At 32.9% G+C, this 22804-nt stretch carries 25 protein-coding genes; 14 read left to right on the forward strand and 11 right to left on the reverse strand.

What is annotated here, in order from left to right; translation table 11 throughout:
- Positions 1-20 precede the first annotated feature (20 nt).
- Genes BLT57_RS07825 through BLT57_RS07840 form a run of 4 tightly spaced genes read left to right on the forward strand, consistent with a single transcriptional unit; the run spans position 21 to position 1500 of the window.
- Positions 21-530: a hypothetical protein gene (locus BLT57_RS07825; RefSeq protein WP_157717143.1), complete on the forward strand. Its 510-nt coding sequence runs from the start codon at positions 21-23 to the stop codon at positions 528-530.
- A gap of 19 nt (positions 531-549) precedes the next feature.
- On the forward strand, positions 550-1008 hold the full coding sequence (locus BLT57_RS07830; protein ID WP_091424540.1) for a pyridoxamine 5'-phosphate oxidase family protein: 459 nt from the start codon (positions 550-552) through the stop codon (positions 1006-1008).
- A 17-nt stretch (positions 1009-1025) separates the two neighbouring features.
- On the forward strand, positions 1026-1295 hold the full coding sequence (locus BLT57_RS07835; protein WP_091424543.1) for a zinc ribbon domain-containing protein: 270 nt from the start codon (positions 1026-1028) through the stop codon (positions 1293-1295).
- 1 nt (position 1296) lies between these two features.
- Positions 1297-1500: a hypothetical protein gene (locus BLT57_RS07840; protein WP_091424552.1), complete on the forward strand. Its 204-nt coding sequence runs from the start codon at positions 1297-1299 to the stop codon at positions 1498-1500.
- A 248-nt stretch (positions 1501-1748) separates the two neighbouring features.
- Here the strand turns inward: BLT57_RS07840 and BLT57_RS07845 are convergent, their stop codons facing one another.
- The gene (locus BLT57_RS07845; protein ID WP_091424553.1) at positions 1749-2402 is read right to left on the reverse strand and encodes a hypothetical protein; all 654 of its coding nucleotides are present in this window, start codon (positions 2400-2402) and stop codon (positions 1749-1751) included.
- 238 nt (positions 2403-2640) lie between these two features.
- Here BLT57_RS07845 and BLT57_RS07850 point away from each other — a divergent pair, with 238 nt between their 5' ends.
- The 3 genes from BLT57_RS07850 to BLT57_RS07860 all read left to right on the forward strand — a co-directional run bounded on the left by BLT57_RS07850 (position 2641) and on the right by BLT57_RS07860 (position 4945).
- Positions 2641-3165 carry a hypothetical protein gene (locus tag BLT57_RS07850; RefSeq protein ID WP_231928652.1) on the forward strand — a complete coding sequence of 175 codons (525 nt, stop codon included), beginning with the start codon at positions 2641-2643 and terminating at the stop codon, positions 3163-3165.
- Between the two features lie 10 nt (positions 3166-3175).
- Positions 3176-3544, forward strand: a complete 369-nt coding sequence (locus BLT57_RS07855; protein WP_091424557.1) for a GerW family sporulation protein — start codon at positions 3176-3178, stop codon at positions 3542-3544.
- A gap of 303 nt (positions 3545-3847) precedes the next feature.
- Positions 3848-4945: a DUF6544 family protein gene (locus BLT57_RS07860; RefSeq protein WP_091424559.1), complete on the forward strand. Its 1098-nt coding sequence runs from the start codon at positions 3848-3850 to the stop codon at positions 4943-4945.
- On the opposite strand, the gene BLT57_RS07865 is transcribed toward BLT57_RS07860, so the two are convergent.
- The 4 genes from BLT57_RS07865 to BLT57_RS07880 are packed head-to-tail and all read right to left on the reverse strand — an operon-like array spanning position 4942 to position 7959.
- The gene (locus BLT57_RS07865; RefSeq protein ID WP_091424562.1) at positions 4942-5430 is read right to left on the reverse strand and encodes a hypothetical protein; all 489 of its coding nucleotides are present in this window, start codon (positions 5428-5430) and stop codon (positions 4942-4944) included. The genes BLT57_RS07860 and BLT57_RS07865 overlap by 4 nt on opposite strands.
- A complete protein-coding gene (locus tag BLT57_RS07870; protein ID WP_091424565.1) occupies positions 5430-6416 on the reverse strand; it encodes an MlaD family protein in 987 nt (328 codons plus the stop codon). The genes BLT57_RS07865 and BLT57_RS07870 overlap by 1 nt, the downstream gene beginning before the upstream one ends.
- Positions 6417-6418: 2 nt before the next feature.
- Positions 6419-7180 (reverse strand): ABC transporter ATP-binding protein, encoded by a 762-nt coding sequence (locus BLT57_RS07875; RefSeq protein ID WP_091424568.1) that lies wholly within the window; start codon positions 7178-7180, stop codon positions 6419-6421.
- Positions 7177-7959: an ABC transporter permease gene (locus BLT57_RS07880; protein WP_091424571.1), complete on the reverse strand. Its 783-nt coding sequence runs from the start codon at positions 7957-7959 to the stop codon at positions 7177-7179. The genes BLT57_RS07875 and BLT57_RS07880 overlap by 4 nt, the downstream gene beginning before the upstream one ends.
- A gap of 226 nt (positions 7960-8185) precedes the next feature.
- Between BLT57_RS07880 and BLT57_RS07885 the strand changes: the two genes are divergently transcribed.
- Positions 8186-8788 carry a hypothetical protein gene (locus BLT57_RS07885; protein WP_091424575.1) on the forward strand — a complete coding sequence of 201 codons (603 nt, stop codon included), beginning with the start codon at positions 8186-8188 and terminating at the stop codon, positions 8786-8788.
- Between the two features lie 75 nt (positions 8789-8863).
- Here the strand turns inward: BLT57_RS07885 and BLT57_RS07890 are convergent, their stop codons facing one another.
- Together BLT57_RS07890 and BLT57_RS07895 are read right to left on the reverse strand one after the other, a co-directional pair.
- Positions 8864-10567 carry an AarF/ABC1/UbiB kinase family protein gene (locus tag BLT57_RS07890; protein WP_091424578.1) on the reverse strand — a complete coding sequence of 568 codons (1704 nt, stop codon included), beginning with the start codon at positions 10565-10567 and terminating at the stop codon, positions 8864-8866.
- 4 nt (positions 10568-10571) lie between these two features.
- Positions 10572-10940: a hypothetical protein gene (locus tag BLT57_RS07895; RefSeq protein ID WP_091424582.1), complete on the reverse strand. Its 369-nt coding sequence runs from the start codon at positions 10938-10940 to the stop codon at positions 10572-10574.
- 128 nt (positions 10941-11068) lie between these two features.
- On the opposite strand from BLT57_RS07895, the gene BLT57_RS07900 reads away from it, so the two are divergent.
- Together BLT57_RS07900 and BLT57_RS07905 are read left to right on the forward strand one after the other, a co-directional pair.
- A complete protein-coding gene (locus BLT57_RS07900; RefSeq protein ID WP_157717145.1) occupies positions 11069-11473 on the forward strand; it encodes an HPP family protein in 405 nt (134 codons plus the stop codon).
- A 97-nt stretch (positions 11474-11570) separates the two neighbouring features.
- Positions 11571-12500 carry a L,D-transpeptidase gene (locus BLT57_RS07905; protein ID WP_091424589.1) on the forward strand — a complete coding sequence of 310 codons (930 nt, stop codon included), beginning with the start codon at positions 11571-11573 and terminating at the stop codon, positions 12498-12500.
- A 3-nt stretch (positions 12501-12503) separates the two neighbouring features.
- On the opposite strand, the gene BLT57_RS07910 is transcribed toward BLT57_RS07905, so the two are convergent.
- The 4 genes from BLT57_RS07910 to BLT57_RS07925 form a co-directional block, all read right to left on the reverse strand.
- A complete protein-coding gene (locus BLT57_RS07910; protein ID WP_091424592.1) occupies positions 12504-13505 on the reverse strand; it encodes a 2-hydroxyacid dehydrogenase in 1002 nt (333 codons plus the stop codon).
- Positions 13506-13724: 219 nt separating this feature from the next.
- A complete protein-coding gene (locus tag BLT57_RS07915) occupies positions 13725-16226 on the reverse strand; it encodes a TonB-dependent receptor (protein WP_091424595.1) in 2502 nt (833 codons plus the stop codon).
- The gene (locus BLT57_RS07920) at positions 16213-17115 is read right to left on the reverse strand and encodes a FecR family protein (protein WP_091424598.1); all 903 of its coding nucleotides are present in this window, start codon (positions 17113-17115) and stop codon (positions 16213-16215) included. The genes BLT57_RS07915 and BLT57_RS07920 overlap by 14 nt, the downstream gene beginning before the upstream one ends.
- Positions 17116-17164: 49 nt before the next feature.
- Positions 17165-17689: an RNA polymerase sigma factor gene (locus tag BLT57_RS07925; protein ID WP_091424600.1), complete on the reverse strand. Its 525-nt coding sequence runs from the start codon at positions 17687-17689 to the stop codon at positions 17165-17167.
- A gap of 164 nt (positions 17690-17853) precedes the next feature.
- On the opposite strand from BLT57_RS07925, the gene BLT57_RS14165 reads away from it, so the two are divergent.
- The 4 genes from BLT57_RS14165 to BLT57_RS07950 all read left to right on the forward strand — a co-directional run bounded on the left by BLT57_RS14165 (position 17854) and on the right by BLT57_RS07950 (position 22722).
- The gene (locus BLT57_RS14165; RefSeq protein WP_197675466.1) at positions 17854-19638 is read left to right on the forward strand and encodes a hypothetical protein; all 1785 of its coding nucleotides are present in this window, start codon (positions 17854-17856) and stop codon (positions 19636-19638) included.
- Positions 19639-19663: 25 nt separating this feature from the next.
- Positions 19664-20146, forward strand: coding sequence for a hypothetical protein (locus tag BLT57_RS07935; protein ID WP_231928655.1), 483 nt, complete (start codon positions 19664-19666; stop codon positions 20144-20146).
- A 953-nt stretch (positions 20147-21099) separates the two neighbouring features.
- A complete protein-coding gene (locus tag BLT57_RS07945) occupies positions 21100-21765 on the forward strand; it encodes a DUF6799 domain-containing protein (RefSeq protein ID WP_091424603.1) in 666 nt (221 codons plus the stop codon).
- 69 nt (positions 21766-21834) lie between these two features.
- Positions 21835-22722: a TorF family putative porin gene (locus BLT57_RS07950; RefSeq protein WP_091424606.1), complete on the forward strand. Its 888-nt coding sequence runs from the start codon at positions 21835-21837 to the stop codon at positions 22720-22722.
- Positions 22723-22804: the final 82 nt, after the last annotated feature.

A 22804-nucleotide genomic window follows, 5' to 3' on the forward strand; every position in this document is an offset into this window, starting at 1 on the left:
GAATATTAAGGTGTTAGACCATGTCAAGAATAAAAAAAATACGTATCGCAGTATTGGCAATCGTTGGGTTACTATTGTTATTTGGTATTTGGTATCAGTATAGATATTCAATGGATAAAGCCGAGACATTTCAAGTGAATTCGTCGGTAGATACTTCCAATACATTTTTAATTGCCACACAAGGCAGTGATTTTAAGAATAGCATAACGCAACATATAGTTAATCATTTCAAAGCAAAAGCCATTTTTATTAATGTCATAGATATTTCCGAATTAGAAATTATAGAACCCACGGATTATAACGCCATGTTAATCATTCATACGTGGGAAAACTGGAAACCACCAATTTCTGTTGAACATTTTATCAATAGATCAAAAGCCTATAAAGATAGGATTGTTGTTATAACAACATCTGGCGAAGGATCTTATAAGATGACCGAAGTAGATGCCATAACGGGCGAATCAAAAACAGAAAACATTATACCTATAACTAAACTGGCAATTAATAAACTTGAATTAATTCTGAATTAACTGTATTAAAGTATATATCATGATTAGAAGTCTAAAACAGAAGGAATGTCTGCATATCCTAACTAATAATTATATTGGTCATTTAGCTTATCTATACAAAGGCGCACCATTTATTGCGCCAATCACATATTATTTTGATGAACGTATTAATGCAATTGTGGGGTATTCTGCCGAAGGTCATAAAACTAAAGCCATGCGAAAACATAGCGCTGTTTGTATGGAAGTTTCAGAGATAGAATCTGTTAATGTTTGGGACTCCATATTAGTGCATGGTCACTACGAAGAATTAGAAGGAAGTGAAGCTAAAGCATATCTTCATGGGTTTTCTTTAGGTGTTAAAGATTTAATCATGAGAAAAGAGCATCGGAAATTGGACTTCATCAACCAGTTTTCAAGCAAAATATACAAGGATATTCCAATTGTATTTGTAATTCGAATAGAAGACATTACTGGAAAAATGCGACGACATGAAGACTGATAATATAATTTAATATTATGACGACTTCTAAAACTTATAAGTTTTGCCAAAGTTGTGGCATGCCAATTAAACAAGACTCATATTTTGGAGAAACAAATCTAGATGGGTCTAAGAACCATATATATTGCAGTTTTTGCTATGAAAATGGTGCCTTTACAATTAACGGGACGGCTAAGGAAATGGATTTATTTTGTAAAGAACAAATGGTCGAGAATGAATCTTTAAAATTTCTTGCTTGGTTATTGACAAGAGGGATTCCAAGACTTGAACGTTGGAAAAACACCTAAAATGAATACTAAAAACCAAAATAAGACGTCGAATCTATTAAAATATATAGCACGTTATGCACTGCTTTTAATTGCGAGCCTATTGTTCGCATTTGCATTATTGTCCGGTTCTGAGGGCTATGGTGGTGGAATAATGGGAATTGTAAAAAACAGCCCTAACGCTTTGCCTTGGGTGGTTTTAATGTTCTTGGTGTTTGTTGCCTAGAAAAGAGAAATGGTTGGAGGCGTATTAATTATTTGTTTTGGTTTGTTCTTTGTGTACTTCTTGAACTTTAGAGGTTCTAATTTCGTATGGTTAGTTTTTATAATAACGCTACTCATACCTATACTTGGGTCATTATTTATATTAAGTTGGTATCTAGTAAAGTACAATAAATAATAGCGAATTAAGTATGATATGAATGAGTGTTATTGGGTTCAGCTTGAATTATTTCTAGACTCGCTTTTCTCATTTCAACTGTCTTTTATAGAATTCGATTTTAAATGTTGATATAATGAAATAGCCAATAATACAAACCATAATATAAAACATGAAAAAGTGATTTTTTGAATCACGGGAAGCAGGTGTATATATGAACCTGTTTCATAAATGAAATAATTAATAAAAAAAATAATAACACAAAATATCCCAAGGTGTTGTAATGTTCTAAAACGAATTTTATGGAGTTCAATAATAAGGCTTATGATGGCAATGACTCCAAAAACTCCTGCAATTCGGACAATACTATCATGGGTTTCCGAAGCAATAAATAACATTACAATGAGCGCCAAGAAACCACTTAGCCTCATAATCCAAAGATTTGTACTTTTTTTGACAAATAGCTTAGGTAGATGATACCAAAGCAATAATAGGCTTGCACACAATATTCCAAGAGCCGCTCTTGCAAATAAACGTGCATCATTGGGTGCACCATTAACAGCATGACTATCTAATAAGTCACATAGATAATTGTTCCAAAAGCTAAATCCGCTTTGTTCAATAGAGTCCCATGAACCCCCTGGATATTTAAATGCAGCTATGATATAAAGTAGCACAAACATTCCTATTCCTATCACTGGAAAAAATGCGATATAATACTTTGGGAAGTTCGACTTAGTTGGTGTCATTTCTGTCTTTTAATTCGTATTAAATGTACTCGATTTTAATACTAAAAGACAATGATTAATATCATTTGAACGCTTTATACTGCGGATATATCTCTTATTCAACCAATTGTAGACGCTGTAAGGTGTTTTGAATCTGAAACAGTAGAATATTAGTTCTCATTCTCGATGTAACCGTCCTTGATAATTTTTTTTGTAAAATGATGAAAATCATTGTTTTAGCCTTGAATTTAAACTTACTTTGAAGCAAAAGCAAAGCATGTTACTCTTTATATTTTCCATCATAGTGTTACTAGTGTTTTTGTACGTGTTGTTTGTACCAATTACTTGTTTTATCGATACATCAACAAATCAATATTATATACGCGTGGGCGGATTAGCCAAAGCAGATATTGAAGCTGACGAGGTTGAAGTTTTTAAAATACATCTTACGGTGCTCTTCTTTGATTTTTCTTTTTATCCGTTAAAATCAAAAGGTGATACAATTAAGAAAAAGAGTAAAACGAGTAAAAAGAGAATTAAAAAAAACAACCCAGTGTCTCTTAAAAAAGTGATTAGAGTATTAAGGTCTTTTACAATCAAACAATTTCAGATGGATATAGATACGGGAGATTGCATAACCAATGCCAAATTATATCCCTGTTTTGCTTTTTTGAATTTCTACTGCGGCAGTCAGCTTGATGTCAATTTTAATGGCAGAAACAGGGTATTGTTGTTTGTAGAAAACAGACCAATACGTCTGATTAGATCATTTATTAACATTTAAAAATTTTATCATGGATTTACATTTTGAAGAATTATTAGAAAAAATTACAGATTTTATTAAGTCTGAAGCCAATACAGAAACTGTTGTTGGTAAACAATTTGAATTAGGAAACTTTAAGTGCGTTCCTGTTATTAAAGTAGGAATGGGGTTTGGTTCTGGTGGAGGAGAAGGTGTTGAAGCAAAAGGAAAACGAGGGGAAGGCATGGGAGCAGGAGCTGGTGTAGGTATTGAGCCTATTGGCTTTTTAGTAAGTAAAGATGATGAAATATCATTTATTGAAGCTGGCAAAGCTCATGGATTATCTGCTGCGTTTGAAAAAGTGCCGGAAATGATTGAAAAAATTGCCATGATCAAATCCAAACAACCTGAGACTGCTTAATTTATAAACGTTTCATTTAAGGCCTGAATACTATTACTTTTGATTGGTATTCAGGCTTTTTAGGTTTAGGTATCTCCTAATTTTTTTATGCTCATTATAATCTTTTTTAAGAATTTACTGGCAAACTGATTAAAATCATTTGGTTTAATTATGTCAATAGATACATTAGAAGAGAATTAATAATGTGCTATTATGAAATTTCAATTAAATTTAAAATTACTTTTCGCCGTCATTATATTAGTCTTATCAACTATTTTATTTGTTTAGGCTTTTGATAACTAAAACCGTAATCTTCAAAAAATAATGAAGTATGCTTTTGCGATACTAATGAGCATTCATGGTCTAATTCATCTCATGGGATTTATTAGAGTGTTTTTTATAACAAGTATTAATCAACAAGTTCTGGGTATTTCTCAACCTATTGGGGCTATATGGCTAGTAGTCTTCATCATGTTTGTGGTAGCAACTATTCAATATTTGACACAGAAGCAGTGGTATTATATAGCTTTTGTAGCAGTTATAATTTCCCAGATTTTAATCGTTTTGACTTGGAGTGACTCAAAATTTGGAACACTTCCAAATAGTCTTATTTTACCCATTAGCATAGTCGCATACGCTACATCAACTTTTAATAATATGGTTGATGAATCTTCTAAAGTCTTATTAAAAAATACTATTACAACAAGTCGCACTACGATTTCTGAAAAAGATATTGAACACTTGCCTAAGCCTGTTCAGCGATGGCTAACTCATTCAGGAGTGATTGGCAATATAATGACGAACTCTGTGAGATTACAACAAAAAGGGAAGATGCGCACTAAGCCTGATAGCAAATGGATGCCCTTTGAAGCTGTACAATACTGCGATATCACAAAAGCTTCTTTTATTTGGAAAACCAATGTAAAAGCCATGCCATTGATTCATTTGTTGGGTCGAGATAAGCTTGTAGACGGTCATGGAGCGATGTTAATTAAAGTATTAGGGCTCATACCCGTTGTTAATGAAGAGCAACACTTAAAAATCAATACAGGAGCTATGATTCGTTATTTAAGTGAGATGTGTTGGTTCCCTTCGATGGCGCTTAGGGATTATATTACATGGGAATCTATTAATCATACAATTGCTAAAGCAACTTTTATTTACAAAGGTCAAACAGTTTCAGGGGTGTTCACATTTAATCTGGAAGGCAAAGTAGAAGGGTTTAAAGCACAGCGTTATTTTGGCGGAACTGAGAAAGCGAAGCTAGAAACATGGTATGTGGTTATGACCTCTCATCAATCCTTTAACGGTATTGAAATTCCAAATAAATGTAACGTCATTTGGCAATTAAAAGAGCATGATTTTCATTGGCTTCATGTTGAAATAACAACCATAGATTATAATAAAACGAAGTTATTTTAATACCCTAATTTTTGTTTTGTCATTGGAACTTCCCATTTAATCATTTCTTTTAAAAAAGTATCTACGTTTTCAATGATGAGTTTTTCACTTATTGCTTTCGGATCATAGGTTTCCAGCTCCATACTACTATTTTCTAATGGAATATGTTCTATAAACGGAAATAAAATAAACGTATTAATATCGCCATTATAGGCTTGAGAAAACATTAAGGCACCACCAGAAACAAATTGATAAGCTGAAATTTGACGGGAACAATCTATAAGTTCTTTTGGTAATGAATCAAACGAAATGTTTACGGCTTCATTAGTGCCAATCCATTTCAGTTCTTGAACGTTCCAACCAATATCATATTGATTACAAATGGCTTTTAAGGTATTGCTAATTAGTGCTTTGGTTTTGGTGTTCCAAAGCGTCTTTTTATTGACTACAGTTTTAATAGAGTCTTTGTAATCATTGATGCGCTCTTGTAAATGTTCTATTTTCATTACTTTTCTTTTTCAGCTTTTTTGGCTTGTCGTTCTAACTTTTTAAAGTAGCCTCTAAATAAGAAGTTATGTTTTAGAGCTTCCATATTCTGATTGAATTTATCGGTGCCTTTATTGATATTATTGAGTGTTGATTTGAGACTATTTACTAATGTGGTATCCTTAACAATATAATTAAATGCACCATCGCTAGAATTAAAGTCATCTACGACATCATTAATATTAACTAATACACTTTCAATTTCATTGCTGGATGTTTCTAGATTGCTTACTACAGTTTTAAGTTTTTCTCCAGAAATAGAATCGTTGAGTATCATCCCTAAAACAGTATTGTCGTTTGTTTTTATTGATGAAATTATAGTATTTAATTCATTGATGGTATTGGTGGCACCTCGGCTTGCCATTCTTAGATTATTGACTGATTGTTTGAGGTCCTGAGCCATGATGGTATCATTTAACAACAGACCTACTGTACCTTGACCTTCTAACATAGCTGTAGTGATTTTTAATAGGTCAGCGGTTAATATAGCGGCATTTTCTGAACCAACGCTCAAGGTACTTAGGATATCATCGGCACCTATTTTACTATACGATGCAATGACATCACCATTACTAATCAATTTTGAAGGACCTTTACCAGGAACAATATTAACAATCATATTACCAACCAATCCGTCAGAACCAATAGTAGCAATCGCATTTTTTTTGATATGATTAAGGATTTTCTCTTGAATGTGCATATCTACTTGGATGGAAGAATCGTTAATCATGGTGATATCTTTCACGGTGCCAATATCAATTCCAGAATAGCGTACATTATTTCCACGTTGTAATCCATTGACATTTTGGAAGTAAGAACTTATGGTAAAGGTTTTATCAAACATATTTCGTCGTTGTCCAATAAAATAAATGGCCGTGACAAATAGTATGGTTCCAATACTAACAAAGAGTCCTAATCTGAGTTTTTGTGAGTTTGTACGTTTCATAATTAATGTTTAAAAAATGCTTTTATTTTCGGGTCTTCTCGTGTTGATAGTTCTGCAAATGTACCAGTCGCATAGTCGATGCCATCAATGAGTAAAATCATCCGATCTGCAATTACTCGTGCACAATCAACATCATGCGTAATGATGAGTGATGAGGTGTTGTATTTCTTTTGAATATCCTTCATTAATAGAATGATTTCTTTAGCTGTGATAGGGTCGAGTCCGCTTGTAGGTTCATCATAGAGAATAATCTTCGGTCTTAGAATTAATGTTCTCGCTAAAGCAATTCGTCGTTTCATACCTCCAGATAATTCTGAAGGCATTAAGTCGATAGCGCTCACTAATCCTACATTCTCTAAGGCCTCATGTACTAATTTTTCAGTATTGATATGTTCACCAAATTTTTTAGTATGTCTTCGTAGCGGAAATTCTAAATTTTCTCTAACGGTCATTGAATCATATAAGGCACTACCTTGAAATAGGAAACCTATATCGGCACGCAGGACATCCATCGCATTCTGATCTAATGCCGTAATATCATTATGCATTACCCTAATATACCCGCTGTCGGCTTCCATTAAACCCACCAAACACTTAATCATCACAGATTTCCCTGAGCCAGATTTCCCCATAATGACGAGGCTTTCGCCTTGAAACAGTTCCATATTAAAACCATTTAAAACGTGGTTGTCTCCAAAACTTTTCCGTAGATCTTTAATTTGAAGTACAATGTCTCTTGTCGATATTTCAGATGGCGTGTTCATAAATCGTAAAAGATATCGGTTACAAAAACGGCTATAAAATCAATGATAAATAGGAGTAAGGATGTAAGTACTACGGCGCTGTTAGCTGCTTTACCAACACCGGCTGTTCCTTTTTTACAATAGAACCCTTTATAGCACCCTACAATTCCTATCGCTAATCCAAAAAAGAAGGATTTGATAGTTGCTGGTAAGATGTCACCAAATTCTAAAGCATCAAAAACTTTATTGAAATAAAGCATGAATGATACATTCCCTTTTATATTTTCTACGAGAAAAGATCCGAACAGTGCAATGGCATCGCCAAAAAGCACGAGCAAAGGTAGCATAAGCGTTACTGCAAGAACTCGGGTTGCAACTAAAAATTTAAAGGGATTAGTCCCAGAAACTTCCATGGCATCAATTTGTTCTGTAACACGCATAGAGCCTAACTCGGCGCCTATACCCGAACCTATTCGTCCTGCACAAACCAAGGCAGTAATAATGGGGCCTACTTCTCTAACAATCGAGATACTCACCATAGATGGCATCCAAGATACGGCTCCAAATTCCATTAGCGTTGGACGTGTTTGTAAGGTGAGTACCAATCCTATTATAAATCCCGTTATTCCTACTAATAGCAATGAGCGATTACCCATATGGTAACATTGACGCAGAAACTCTTTCATCTCAAACGGTCGTTTCACCACTTCAATAAAAAATCGCTTCGTGAAATAGGTCAACTCACCAACTTCAATGAAGAAAGCTTTTAGTTGAGATTTTATTTGATCTAATCCAATCATTATTGTATATAATTCTACTCAAATGTATAGCAATCATCAAGCTTATAAAATGATAATGGTCAATCCTAATGCTTCAATTTTAAAAAATATGTAGTATTTGACTGCTATTGAAGTTTCGTCTTAATCCATATCTAAACTCCTTTCATCATAAAAGCTAACTGATATTTATCATTGTGTTGCTATGAATAATTTATGACATTTAATAACATCATAAAACATATAAATCATGAAAACTAAACAGGATATTCACTTCGTAGACAAGGTAATAGGAGCTCTTAGAAAAACAGCTGTTGAGCTTGAAGAATTTCAAGTTCAGGCCGCATTAGGTAAAGCTGAAGCTCAGGATAAATATGAAGAGGTTAAAAAGAAATTTAATCTATTTCTTCATGACAGCGAGTCTAAAATAAAGGATATTAAACAGAAAATAGAAGATGTTAATACCAAGTTTGATGAGCTTCGTGTTCAATTAGAACTCGGAAAGGCAGAAACGAAAGAAGTTTTTAAGAAACAGAAAAAAGAAATACTCTCGACCATACATGAGATTGAGGTTAAAATTAGAACCAATGATACCTTGAACAGAATGTATGCATTAGCGCTTATTGAAATTGAGCAGTTTAAAATTCAGTTAGAAATTTTAGAACAACGATTTAGTGAAGACAAAGTTAAAAGCAAAGAGACCTTTGAGAAGGGGAAGCAAGACTTTAATGCGTTTATCAATAAGTTTAAAGGAAAGTATGGAAAGAAAAAAGAAGAGACCAAATTCGAACATTTTCAACATGAAATTTCCGAAGCATTTGATCATTTTAAAAAAGCCTTTTCTAAGGTCTAAACTTTTAGTGGTATCATAAAAAAAGTACAATTATCAATATTGTACTTTTTTTATGCGAATTTATAGTCTCAATAGCTACCTGTCGTAGTCTCCTTTTTTGATGTTCATTACCATTCCTAAACCTAAGACTATCGATAGTATGAAACTAGTTATGCCAAGTAATGATAGACCATTCCATAACGGTTTAACTTCAAACACAATAAATAAGGCTGCTCCAATGATTAAGGCAACCATAATAAAAGCTGTAATGAGTTGTTTGGTTATGCGCTGCATGGTATGAATCATAGGATCCATTCCTTTGTGTGTAAGATCAACTTTTACTTTTCCTGAATTAATCTTTCTAATGGCATTCTTTAAATCTCTTGGAAATTCTTCCATATAATCTGTAAGTTCTATGAAGGAATTCGCCACTTTTTTACCAATAAGAATCGGGTTGTATTTTCGTGTAGCACTTTTTCTTAAATAGGGTTTTACAATATCAAATTGTTCTAATTCTGGATGTAATTTACTAATGACGCCCTCTAGAGTCACTAAAGATCTCGCAAAAAGGAAGAAATAGGTTGGAACTTTTAAACCATGAGCTATAATAATATCTTTGAGTTCTAGAAGTATGGTACTCATTTCGTTCTCATGCACATCCCGCACGTAATATTTTTCTACGAATTCATTGATATCAAATTCCAAATCTCTCATGTCTTCAATAGGTGCATTATTTGATAATTGTTGCAAGGCTTGTATGATTCGTTTGACATCCTTTTCAGTAATAGCAATGAACAATTTTCCGAAAATGGAAATGTCTCTCGGTAACATACTTCCCATCATGCCAAAATCTAGATAACAAATATGCCCATTCGGCATGACTAATAAATTTCCTGGATGTGGGTCGGCATGGAAGAAACCATACTCAAATATTTGTTTGAAGTAGCTTGTAGCCAATCGTCTAGCGATAACCTTTATATCATAGTCTTTAAGTTCAAGTGCTTCCACTTGATCAATTTTAATTCCTGAAATGAATTCTAAAGCTAAAACCTTTGATGTTGTAAATTCTGGATATACTATAGGTGCTTTGGCAAACTGATCTAAAGACTCGTCATTTTCAAGATTATTATAAAAACGCTGTACATTGATAGATTCGTTTATAAAATCTATTTCTTTAAGAATTGACTCTTCGAAATTTTTAACCAGTCCTATAGGGTCAAAACTTTTTATGGAAGGCATTCGGTTTTCTAAAACTTCTGCAATTTTATACATCACTTTAATGTCTTCAGTAATGATATCGAATATGCCTGAGCGCTGAACTTTAAGAGCGACGCGTTTTCCAGAATGTAATGTCACTTTATGCACTTGGGCCATTGAAGCAGAGGCAAAAGGCTGTGGGTCAAACCAAGCAAATAGCTCTTCAACTTTACCTTTTAATTCGGTTTCTACGACATGTTTAGCTTCATTTTCCGGCATTGGAGGGACATTGTCCTGAAGTTGTTCTAATTCAAAGGTTAATTCTAGAGGGACTAAATCTGGTCTATTACTCAAGATTTGACCAAATTTCACAAATGTTGGTCCCAGCTCTTCACATACCAAACGCATTTTGGCCCATTTACTAAATTTTCTAGCATGTTTACGTGAAGCTTTCGGAATGAGTTTTTGAATAAAGGTATATTGTTTATTCTCTTCTAAGTAATACACCAAATCTTCAAATCCGTATTTTATTAGGACTTTTAGAATTTGATTGTATCTAGAAATCGATTTAAAATTTTTTCCTATCCCAGAGATGATTCCCATGATATTAAGATTCCAAATGATTGATTCTAGCTTCTAAAAGAGCAACTGTGGCGTCTAGTTTTTCAAGTCTTTCATTCAATGCTTTAATCTCGTCGAGATGTGCCACATTTATTTTTTTGTAAAACGTTACAACTTGCTTTTCAATTTTTTCATTAAGTTCTTCCTTAAGTTCATGTGTTTTCGTAATGATGCGATCGATGAACTCCATTTCATTTCCGTTTTCATCTAATTCTTTATCGCTCATGAGCTTATTAATATTGTCTTTACCTTTTTCTGATAACTCACCAATACGATCCAGAAACTGGGTGTCTCGTGCGATATAATAAAGGCTAGAACTTAATGTAAGTAACTCTAAAATGGTTTTAGTTTTCATAACGATAGTCTTAACTTAATGTACCTTAAATGTAGTATTTAGGTCTCAGGTTTAAAATGATTTAAATCATTTATAAAGAATAATTAATGTGTTACATTTAGTTGTATAAAACTCAAAAACCTAAACTTATGAAAACGCATTCAATCGTTGATGTAATGACAAAAAATGTGGTGTGTATAGCTCCAGATCAAAATCTATTAGACGTCAAACACATTTATGAGAAAAAAGAATTTCATCATCATATTCCAGTAGTCGAAAATGATAAATTAGTTGGAATGGTAAGTCTAATTGATTTTATGTATCATATATCTGGTGCTGGTATTAGCGATGACAATGAAGTCTATAAAACTTTAAAAGTGAAGGATATTATGACACCTCACCCGTTTTATCTTAATTCAGATGCCACAGTTGAAGAGGTTGCTACAATTTTAACCGAAGGAAACTACCACGCGGTGCCAATTTTAGAGAATGAAAAAATTGTAGGTATTGTCTCAACAGCCGATGTTATAAAACATTTATTAAAGGTTGCTTAGAGCACAACTGCGACATGTTAAAGTGGTGTATATGTTACACGTCAAAAATCACACATGATTTTTAGCCATGTGAATAACAGCATATAATTTAGATGCAATGAATAAATTTAATCACCATCTACTACAGATTATACTTATTGTATTAGTGTTCAAGTTCTGGTATTACCAGAAGGCTAGTTCTATAGATAGTGCCACTATCAATTGCGACATCCATGAGAGGGTCAGATTAGATAGTATTAAAGTCAAAAGAACGGTTATAATTAAAGATTATTTTCAGTACCTCGATTCTATCGTTACAGCATATGATTCTTTAACACCATATCCATTATCAGAACACCTTTTGGTAAGAGCTAATCCATGGATTTTAGATACCCTACAAAATACCGATTATTATAGAATGAAGGCGCGCGATTCTTTTATTTATGATCAAAAACAAATGGCTATACTTCCAAAAGAAGCCGTACTCTATATTCCAGATTCACTAGTGGCTGCTAAGATACTTCATGCTTTTAAAAACACGCTTATAGACATTAATATTCCAGAATATAAACTCCGCATTTTTGAAGATTCAATTCTTCTTCATGAGTTTTCTGTGAGAGTAGGAAGACATGAGAAGAAATATCTTGAAATGTCCGGGAAAATTGAGGATCTGCGCACAAAAACAGGTGAGGGTCTAATTGTAAATTATAATAGGAACCCAAGATATGTGAATCCCGCCAATAATAAAGAATATAAGGTGACAAGACGCGATGATGATAAGGTGACCAAATTACCACAAATCCCATTTATTGAGACCGAAATTAATAGCTTGCGTCATGGGCAATTAATTCATCCTACTACAAATCCGAAGTCTTTAGGGAAAGCCTATTCGAATGGATGCATTGGAACCAGTGAGGCGGATGCTTGGGTGATTTACTACTATGCACCAATCAATACTAAAATTAATATTCGATATGACTTGACTGTTGTTAATACTATGGGAGATACTGTTGTATTAAAGGATATTTACAATAAAAACAAGAAGTGATAATCACGTGCTAATATCAGTTAATTCGTTCTCCGTTTCTTCATTGAGAGACCATCGATTCAAGTTGTCAATCGTAGTTTCGGCGATATTAGTTAATGCTTCTTCCGTTAAAAATGCATGGTGACCGGTCAACAGTACATTCGGGAAAGCATTGAGTTGAATTAAAAGGAGATCGTCTGGAATATGTTTTGAACGATTTTTAAAGAAAATACCTTTTTCATTTTCAAAAACATCAGAGCCATAAGCACCAATTTTATCTTTTTTTAGGGCATCAATAAGATGCTCTGTATTAATAATTGCACCTCGAGCAGTATTTATAATAATAACGTCTTTCTTCATATGAAATATTAACTCTTCATCAATTAAGTAATGTGTTTCAGCGTTTAATGGGACATGAATTGAAATAATATCTGATTGTTCGCATAATTCTTGTAGAGCAGTATATTTGAGATTATAGTTTTGGACTAAATTCTTGTCTTCGGAAATATCATAACCGAGTAATTTGCAACCAAAACCATTCATGATTTTAGCCATAACCGAACCTATTTTTCCAGTTCCAATAATGCCTACTGTCTTTTTGTTTAAGTCAAAACCGACAAGGTCATCTAAATTAAAATTATACTGTTTTACACGATGATTAGATTCAATAAGTTTTCTATTAAGAGTTAATAGTAAACTCACACCATGTTCAGCAATAGCATAAGGGGAATATGCGGGTACATTAGCTACTCTAATGTTTAATCTTGTGGCTGCTCTTAGGTTTACATTATCATGACCAACCGATCTTAAAGAGATGTATTTCACACCAAAATCTTTTAATTTTTCAAGTGTAAGAAAACAGGCGTCATCGGCTGAAAAAATAGATATGATCTCATAACCCACAGCTTGCATAGCAGTTTCTGATGATAATGCATTTTCTACAAATGTGAGTTGGTGTTTTTGATGATTCGCTTTCTCTAAATAGGGAATTTCAAATGCTTTAGCACTGTAAACAAGAACTTTCATAACATGGGTTCTATTGGTTTTAGAGTGTAAATGTATTCAGAAATGCTCCGATGTGAAATGATATTCCTCATTTTGAAATGCAGTATCAGTTGTGATAGATAACAGTGATTTATCACAATGAAATATAGATCTAAAAGATATTGATTTGACTACTTTCAGATTAGAGTATTTTGGAGAGAAAGATATTGATTAGGGCTTAAATAGTCTATTATCTTTGATTTAAAAAAAGACCCGAAAAATGACGTTCGTAGTTACACCTAGTGAAAACCTTGAAAACTTAACGGGATGATCATTAATCACTCTGTAGTAATTATTTATCGGATTTTCTTTATTGGAAATGTTCCAAATCGAAGCTCCTACTTCAGAGCGAAATGTATTACTGATTTTGAACTTGTACAAGGCTGAGGCATCAATTCGAAGATAGTCTTGTAGCCTTTGATTATTTACGACATCAAAATTCACGTTATCATTAATCACTTCACTACCCAATAAGGGAATTGTAGTAGGTTTACCAGTTCTGTAATTGAGACCTGCTGAAATATTCCAGTAGTCATTACTGTAAGTGCTGCCAAAAGTAATTGAATGTGTGATATCAAAGTTACTCGGAAATTCTATTTCTTGAAGTGCTTCAAAAGTATAATTGTTTTTAATGTACGAATAACTTAGCCAGCTACTTAAGTGTTTTGTTTTTTTTCTTAATAGAAATTCAAACCCATAAACGTCGTAACTTCCCTTTTCTTTTTGAAATTCATATTTGGTAGTAAAACTTTGACTTTGAGTAGTAATTCCATCAACATTTTTAAAATAAGCTTTAGCGTCTAGTAACCAACCTTTATTTTTATATAGAAGTCCTAAAGAAGCTTGTTTACTTTGAATTATAGGAATACTATCATTATCTGAAAGTTGCCACCGTCTCTTTTCAATTCCTAAAAAGTCATTCTGAAAATTAACAATTTGTGACATGTTTTGATGCTTGAATTCACCTAAAATCTCGACTTCGAAGTTGTTCCCTATTGTTTTACGAATATTAAGGCGAGGTTCTATAATGATTTCATTAAATGTTTCGATATAATTTATTCTTGCTCCTGCTTTAACATAAAGGTCTTCTTTTTCGTTTTGAAATAATGCTTGGCCAAAAAGGGCATGTTCTCGTAATACCTCAGAGTCACGTCGAACAAATCTTGGTAAATCAATATCGTTAAGATTTATAACTTCCGATTCGATAAAATTATACCCAAGTTTGTATTGCCATATATTTTGGGAATATAAAGCTTCAAGTTTTGCACCCGTTTCAGAAACAATGTTTTCTTGTAGGAATCGCTGACCGGCAAAAATATTTGCATTTATAGCCTGTAATTTATAGTCTGTGTTATAAATATTGAGTATTGTTTGAAATGCTTCATTCCATTTTCTTTTATAATTTAAACCAGCTGCTATACTATTTTGAGAGACACTACTTGTTCTCGTTTCTAAGGAACCATTTACAGTAGCCGTTTCGTCGAAGGTTAAATCATTATTTATTAAGATAAAATTCAATCGTAAAAAATCCTTATTCGAAGGATTATATAGCCAACGAAATGAGGTATCGTAAAAACTAAATTCTTGATTTGAATTACTTACGTCTGCAATATTGTTTTGTGCTTCGGTTTCTTGGGTTATTCTATCGAAATAGGTGTCATAGGTTGGGGTTCGCACAATGTCATCAGTTGATTTTCTGGCAGCAATTTGAACAGAAGACACTTCACCTAATGGGACATCAGCAAAGACATCTGCATTTAAGAGATTAATACCAAACGAGCCTTTGAACTTTGATGCTAAATTCTTATCTGATTGCATATGAATAGAGCCAGAAACACCATCAGTATATGAAACATCTGTTCCATTATTTATAATCGTTGCACTTTGTGTTATTTGTGGGTTGAAACTTGAGATAAGTCCGAAAAAATGTCCAGACTGATACATTTTAATATCATCCCAAAGAATTAAATTTTGGTCATGAGAACCCCCTCTAATATTTATGTTAGAAACGGTTTCATCCACACTCATTATGCCTGGTAAAGACTGAACCGTTTGAAGCACATCAGATTCTACAAGACCAGGTAGTAGGGTGAAATTTTTATAATTAATAGTAGTACTACCATCCTGACTTTTATCAATACCTTTTACTAAATATGCACTGAGGATAATAGGGGTAATGAATTCCTGTTGTTCAAACATCGATATGATTTCGCAGTTGTCTGAACTAAAAAACCTTGCCTGTCGTTCTATGTTCTTAAAACCTAAATATCTAATACTTACTAATGTATTTAGCGAAGCTAATTCAATTTCAAAATAACCATTTTCATCGCTAATAACGTAGTTAGTTGCACTATTGATTGTAGCTCCAGCAAGAACTTGTTCTGTTAAAGCATTTCTCAAATACCCACAAACCCGCGCTGATTTTTTAATGGTATAGACAGTTTTACTAACTTTTGAGAAAACTAAATTGGTTTGTTTCTCTAAATTTTTAATTTTTCTATTTATGCTTAGGTTTTTAGAAAGCGGGAATACTTTGATCTCATCAAGAAGACTACTCTCATAATTGAATGTAATTTTATATGTGGCACTTATTTCATTAAGAATACTAATTATTGGTGTTTTCTCTGCATCTATTTGCGCTTGGGCAAAAAAACACCAAAGTAAACCAATAATAAATGTTATGTGTTGCTTACTCTTCAGCATTCTTAATAATGACTTCTTTTGTGTTTTCAATTGTATAAGTCAGATTAAGGGGCTGTGTAATTGATTTCAAAGCATTGTCAAGATCTTGATGTTCGAATGCTCCGGTGAAAAATAAATTAGTTTTAGTATTGAAAGTAATTGAAATTGAATACTGTTTCTCAAGTTCAGCAAACACATCATGTATTGAGGTGTTCTCAAATACGCTCATATTTTTTAACCAAATAGGTTCTGCTAGAGCAATACTCTTCTTTAACCCTTTTCCAGAAATCAAAGTTAATTCTGATCCAGCAGGAAGTTTAACTGCATTGTTGTTATAAGAAACTTGGACTAAGCCTTCATAACAGGATACTTTAAAAATATTGTCTCTTGATAATACATTAAATTCAGTACCTAAAACACTGACTACACCAAATTCCGTGGTAACTTCAAATCGTTCACCTTTTTTAACATCAAAAAAAGCTTCGCCTTCTAAACTTAAATTTCGCTCTTTATTCCAATTAGAAGTGCTGTACACTAGTTGTGATAATTGATTTAATTCAACAATAGAATTATCGGGTAATATTATTGTTTCTTTTTGAGCATAAACTGTATTGATTGTATTTGACTGATCCTTATTCAGTAACACAAATACTGCAATCCCAATAATAAATATGGCCGCAATTCTGCTAGCAATTCTTAACCAATGTAATGAAGCCCTCTTCTTTTGAAATAACAACGTATCTAAAGTATCGAAAGGAACAACTTTTGATTGTTTTTCGCCGTCAAATCGATGCGCTTCATGAACTATTTCCTCAAAATATGCTGCTTCTTCTAAGGCTTTAAAGGATTTAAGTTCATCCGCCGATAAGCTATTATCTAACCATTTTTTTATTAAGTATTCTTTGTCCATAATTTGGTGTTGTACTTATAAAACAACTAATTCTTTCAATGTCCCAGAACTATTTTCGTTTAAATTCTTCTAATTGATCTTTGAGTTTATTGAAAGCCGCATAAATTCTATGCTCAACAACCTTTTTAGTCACACCTAAAAACTCGGCAATTTCTCTATGTGTTTTACCATCAACTTTGCTGAGAAGAAACGCAATGCGCTCTTCTTCCTTTAAATTTGATAAAACACCTTCGTAACGTTTTAAAAATTCTTTTTTACGCAAAATAAACTCAGGGGTCTCATTCGTGTAATCTTTTGGTTTTACTTGCTGGTATTTAAAAACAACCTTTTGATGCTTGACTTCATTAAGCATCATATTGTTTGCTACAGTGTATAAATAGGATTTAGCAGCTTCTGGGGCAACTTTAGCACAATTTTCCCAGAGTTTAATATAGGCATCTTGTACTTTGTCTGATGGATTTAATAAATTACCGTACTTATAAAGTAAAATATTACTTAGGCTCTGTGCATACTTTTCATAGAGCTTTGAAAAGCGCAATTTGTCGCAAATATCTTGATGTAATGATTTAGCCAATGATCAGTTCTCTAATTCCAAAATGGAAAGGTATATAAAAAAAACATAATTTTTTTGGGACATTCAATTATTGAGTTGTTTTAATAATAAAGGCGACAATTAACCATTAATGACTAAAAGGGTTTTATGATTGTCATCACTAGTATAACTTTAAATAATTAATTATGAAAACATTAAAACCATTCTTGTTGGTTGTATTGGGTTTGTTATTGACCATTACTTCTTGTAGAACAGAAGACGACTTAAGTATTGATCCACCAGTGGAAGAAACGATTCAATCAAATACTACTATAGCTGATTTAGTGAGCAGAACAGTACTTAATGACGGTTCTAGTGATAATATCATTGACAATGCTAATTGCTTGAGTGTGCAGTTACCCGTTACTGTAACTGTCAACGGTATTGAAATAATCATTAACGATGATGATGGTTATGAAGATATCGAAGATATTATCGATCTTTTTGATGATGATATAGATTCTGTGATAATATCATATCCTATTAATGTAATTCTTATTGATTTTACCTCAGTAACCGTCAATTCAGATACAGAATTAGCAGTATTAACCGCTAATTGTTTAGGTGACAATGAAAATGATGACGACATCGAATGTATAGATTTTCAATACCCGATTACAGCATCAGTATTTAATGACAATAACGAATTAATAGATAATATCACTATTAGTAATGATAATGATATGTATAATTTTATTGAAGATTTAGATGAATTTGTCGCGGTGACCATTAGCTTTCCAATTACCGTTATTTTGGCAGATGGTTCAACGCAGACTGTAAATAGTATTCAAGACCTAGAAATAGCGATTCAGGCAGCAGATGATAGCTGCGATGAAGATGATGATAACGATTTTGATGATGATGATTGCGATTCATGCACAACGAATGATCTTGAGACTATTTTTGCAGATTGTCTCGAGTGGACAGTTGATAAGCTAGAGCGCAACGATAATGACCTTGAAGACAACTATGTTGGTTATTTGTTCACTTTTAATTCTGATGGAACAATAACAGTTACTCAAGGTAGTAATACATTTAATGGTACTTGGCAGGCATCAGGTTCTGCTAACAGTATTATTGTAACTATCGCTGTGACAGGGCTAACAGATTTTAACGACACATGGAATTTGCATGAAATTGAACAAGATTCTGGTGAAGTAGAAGTAGATTTACGACTAGGTGATGACCGTCTCCGTTTTGAAAGCGATTGCAATAGTAATGGTAATACTGATGATACTGCTTTAGTGAATGCTTTAACAACAGGAGATTGGTACGTAACTTATTTCTTCGATGATACAGATGAAACTACAGATTTTGCAGACTTTGTATTCAATTTTGCTTCTGACAATACAGCTACAGCTACTGACACGAATGGAACTACAAATGGATCTTGGTCAACGTCTGCTGGAGATGATACGGTACTTGGTCTCAATTTAAATTTTGGAACAAGTATACCGCTAGACGAATTAGCCGATGATTGGGATGTACTAGAGGTTAATAATGATATTATTAGATTAAAAGATATAAGTGGTGGCGATGGTTCTGAAGATTTCTTAATATTTGAAAGAACACCATTTGACGGTGGTAATGGAAATGATGATTTGATGTCCATCTTAGCTAATGGATTATGGTTTGTAGCATCTTATACCGAAAACTCGAATGACCAAACAGCAAATTATGTAGGATATGAACTCACCTTTAATATCGATGGAACTGTAACTGCTGATAATGGTAGTAATGCAAATAACGGAACCTGGATGGTAATTAGCAGTGGTAATCAAATGATTATAGATTTTGGCACCGATATTCCATTCGATGAATTCAACGACGACGATTGGGATGTCATTTCAGTTTCTGACACTCAAGTAGTCCTTCAAGATGTGAGTGGCGGTGATGGAGGAACGGATACCTTAACACTTCAAAAACTTTAAACTTTATAACTTAAAAACAAGAATCATGAAAACAAAATTTTATCTCGCATTATCAGTAATGCTAAGTTTTACATTAATGTCATTTAACTGTTCTGGGGATGATGACAGCCCAAACCCTAATGATAATAGTGAGCAAATCGTTCAAATTGAAAACACGGCTGAATCTGGAACTTGGCGTATAGCCAACTTCAATGATTCAGGTCAGGATGAAACTTCCGATTTTACAGGTTACGATTTTACCTTTAATTCTGACGGTTCATTAATCGCTACAAATGGGACAACAACTTTAACTGGTACTTGGTCGGTTACAGATGATAGTAGTAGTGATGATAGTAGTAGTGATGATGATATTGATTTCAATATATTTTTTCCAGTACCAGAAACTAATGATTTTGAAGACCTTAATGATGACTGGGATATTGTGTCTACATCTTCAACTCAAATAGCACTAATTGATATTAGTGGTGGTAATGGCGGAACAGACATACTGACTTTCGAAAAAAATTAACCGCAAATAATAACATAAGACGCAAACAATCATTAATTGCACCGCAATGAAAACATTCAATTAGTGATATTAAACCAACGGTATTAAATCGTTGGTTTTTGTATTTTCTCACAAAACCTGAAACAAGTTTAGCTAATAATATAAAGCAAAAAACCCATAACGAGAGTTATGGGTTTCTTTTGCGGAGAAAGAGGGATTAATTGGATTGATCCCAACACGAAATCCTGGGCAAGCATAAAACCCTAACAAACTGCGTTTGTTCCGTTTGGCCTTTTTATTTGCTTATGAAAGCAAGCTTTCAACGCCTCACAAAAAGCAAAACCCATAACTCTCGTTATGGGTTTCTTTTGCGGAGAAAGAGGCTCCGTAAACCCTTGTTTAAAACCTTTATTATCAAGGTGTTGTGTTTTATAAATTCCAATAGGGCAACCTATAGGGCACCTCAAAATGTTTTTAACTTTTTCTAGTGTAAAGATAAGAAATTGTTTTTTTAAGCGTAAATATCTAAGCTATTTTTGATGTACTACTGGGTGCTGAAAATTTTCTGTGATAAGGAAAATATTTAAAGTAATACTTTAATGTGTCCATTATAAGTATTCGTTGATAATGGTAGAATTGAATTGTTGACCTTAAAATTATAGCAAATTCATACGTATTGAATATGGTTTAAAATGTATTGAAGATATACATTTTAATTAAAGTTCATGTACTAGTGTGAATTATACATGGTGTTGTTTTTTCTTTATAAACCGTTTGTGAACTGTTCCTTTATTTTCGATTATTTTGGTAATTGTTTAAAACGTTGTTCTATGAATTTATTTTTCATTTTTTCACAAGCTGCTAGCTTATACATATCAAAAGGCATAAATAAAACAAGCATTATGACATAGGTCATTGTATGGCATTTTAAAGGATGATAAATTTACGGCATAATAATTTAAATCTATTTAAAAATGAAAAAGATGCTTTTATTAATAGTGTTCGTAGTATTAGCAACTACCACTATTGCAGCCCAAGATCAGAACCAAGATCGCGATCAAGACCGTGATCAAGATCGTGTAATGTTAGTTGATGGGGATGTCCTTCACATTAGAGATCGTGACCAAATACGTTTAAAAGACAAGATTACTTTAAATGACGGCACGGTTGTTAATTCAGATGGGACTTATCAAACTAGAGATAGAGACCGATTACGTTTAAAAGATGGTGAATGCTTGGATATGGATGGTGTGAAATATCGTAATGAATACCAATACAGATATAAAGTACAGCAAGAGAACAAAGGCTTATCTCAGTCACAAGTCCAAGAAAGAAACCAAAATAGAGTTCATTATATGCTTCTAGATGGTGAAATGCTTCAAATTAGAAATCAGTTTCAAAATAGATTACAAGAGAACCTTAGTCTTGGTAATGGTACAATGGTAAACCCAGATGGAACTTACCAAACGAAAGATAGAAAGCAATTACAGCTTAAAGATGGCGAATGTTTCAATATGGATGGAGAAATGTTTAAAAATACTTATCAACATCGTAAAATGAAAGTTAAAAAAGCAACAATGAAGAAAAAGGTTCAAAAAAAGCCTGCCATTAAGAAAACAGCAAAAAAAGGGAATTCATAAATGAGATGTACAAAAGGGATTTGTTTTGATGAATAAATCCCTTTTTATTGAAATTTAAAAATTGGTGTTATGAGAAATGCACGTTTAAAATTAGGCTTTTTGTTGCTCTGTATTTTTCTAGGTAATTCTATAAATGCACAGAATAAAAAAAGTAACAGTCAAATTGAAAATGAAAAAGATTCATCTTACGTTTCAGTAGATGTGAATTTTATTAGTGATGCTGTTTTTATGGGTAGAAAAGATTCTATCAGCGCACCATATGTATATCCTTCAATGACATACCACCATAAGTCTGGTTTTTATACAACAGGTTCATTTTCCTATCTCACAAAATCTAATGAAAGCAGAATCGATTTGTTTATAATTACTGCTGGTTTTGATTTCTCGATTAAAAAGCTCTTCGGAGATATTTCAGTAACAAAATACATGTTTAATGATGATAGCTATACTGTTATTTCTGAGGTTGAAGCAGATGTTACCGCTAGTTTTAAATATGATTTTGACATTATCAATTTAGCAGTAACAGCGAATACCTATTTTAATAGTGGTAGTAACTCCGATTTCTTTTTGTCTTCAGAAATTAGTCACGATTTTATATCAAAAAACGAGAAATTCCAAATATCGCCTACAGCAGGTATTTATTTTGGTTCTCAAAATTTTTATGAAGACTATTACATAAATAATCGCTTAGGTAATGGAAGAGGTCAAGGGGAAGGCAGTGATGATGTGAATCAATCTACTACTAATATAGCTATACAAGAAAGTGAGAAATTTAATATGATGGCTATTGAGTTTAGTATCCCCATGTGGTACGTTCATAAATCATTTACAGTATCATTTTTACCGGCTTATGTAATACCTCAAAATCCAGCGACATTGATTATAGATGAGACGCTATTTGAAGAAAACATCGATAAAACCTTTTATTGGATGTTAGGATTTGGTTATCGGTTTTAAACATTTTTTTTGAGCTAATATTAATTAGCACCAATTAATTTTTAGTAAATGACTTAGGTCATTGCGCTAGATATAATTAAAA

The sequence above is a fragment of the Formosa sp. Hel1_31_208 genome, from assembly GCF_900104785.1.
Taxonomy (GTDB): Bacteria; Bacteroidota; Bacteroidia; order Flavobacteriales; family Flavobacteriaceae; genus Psychroserpens.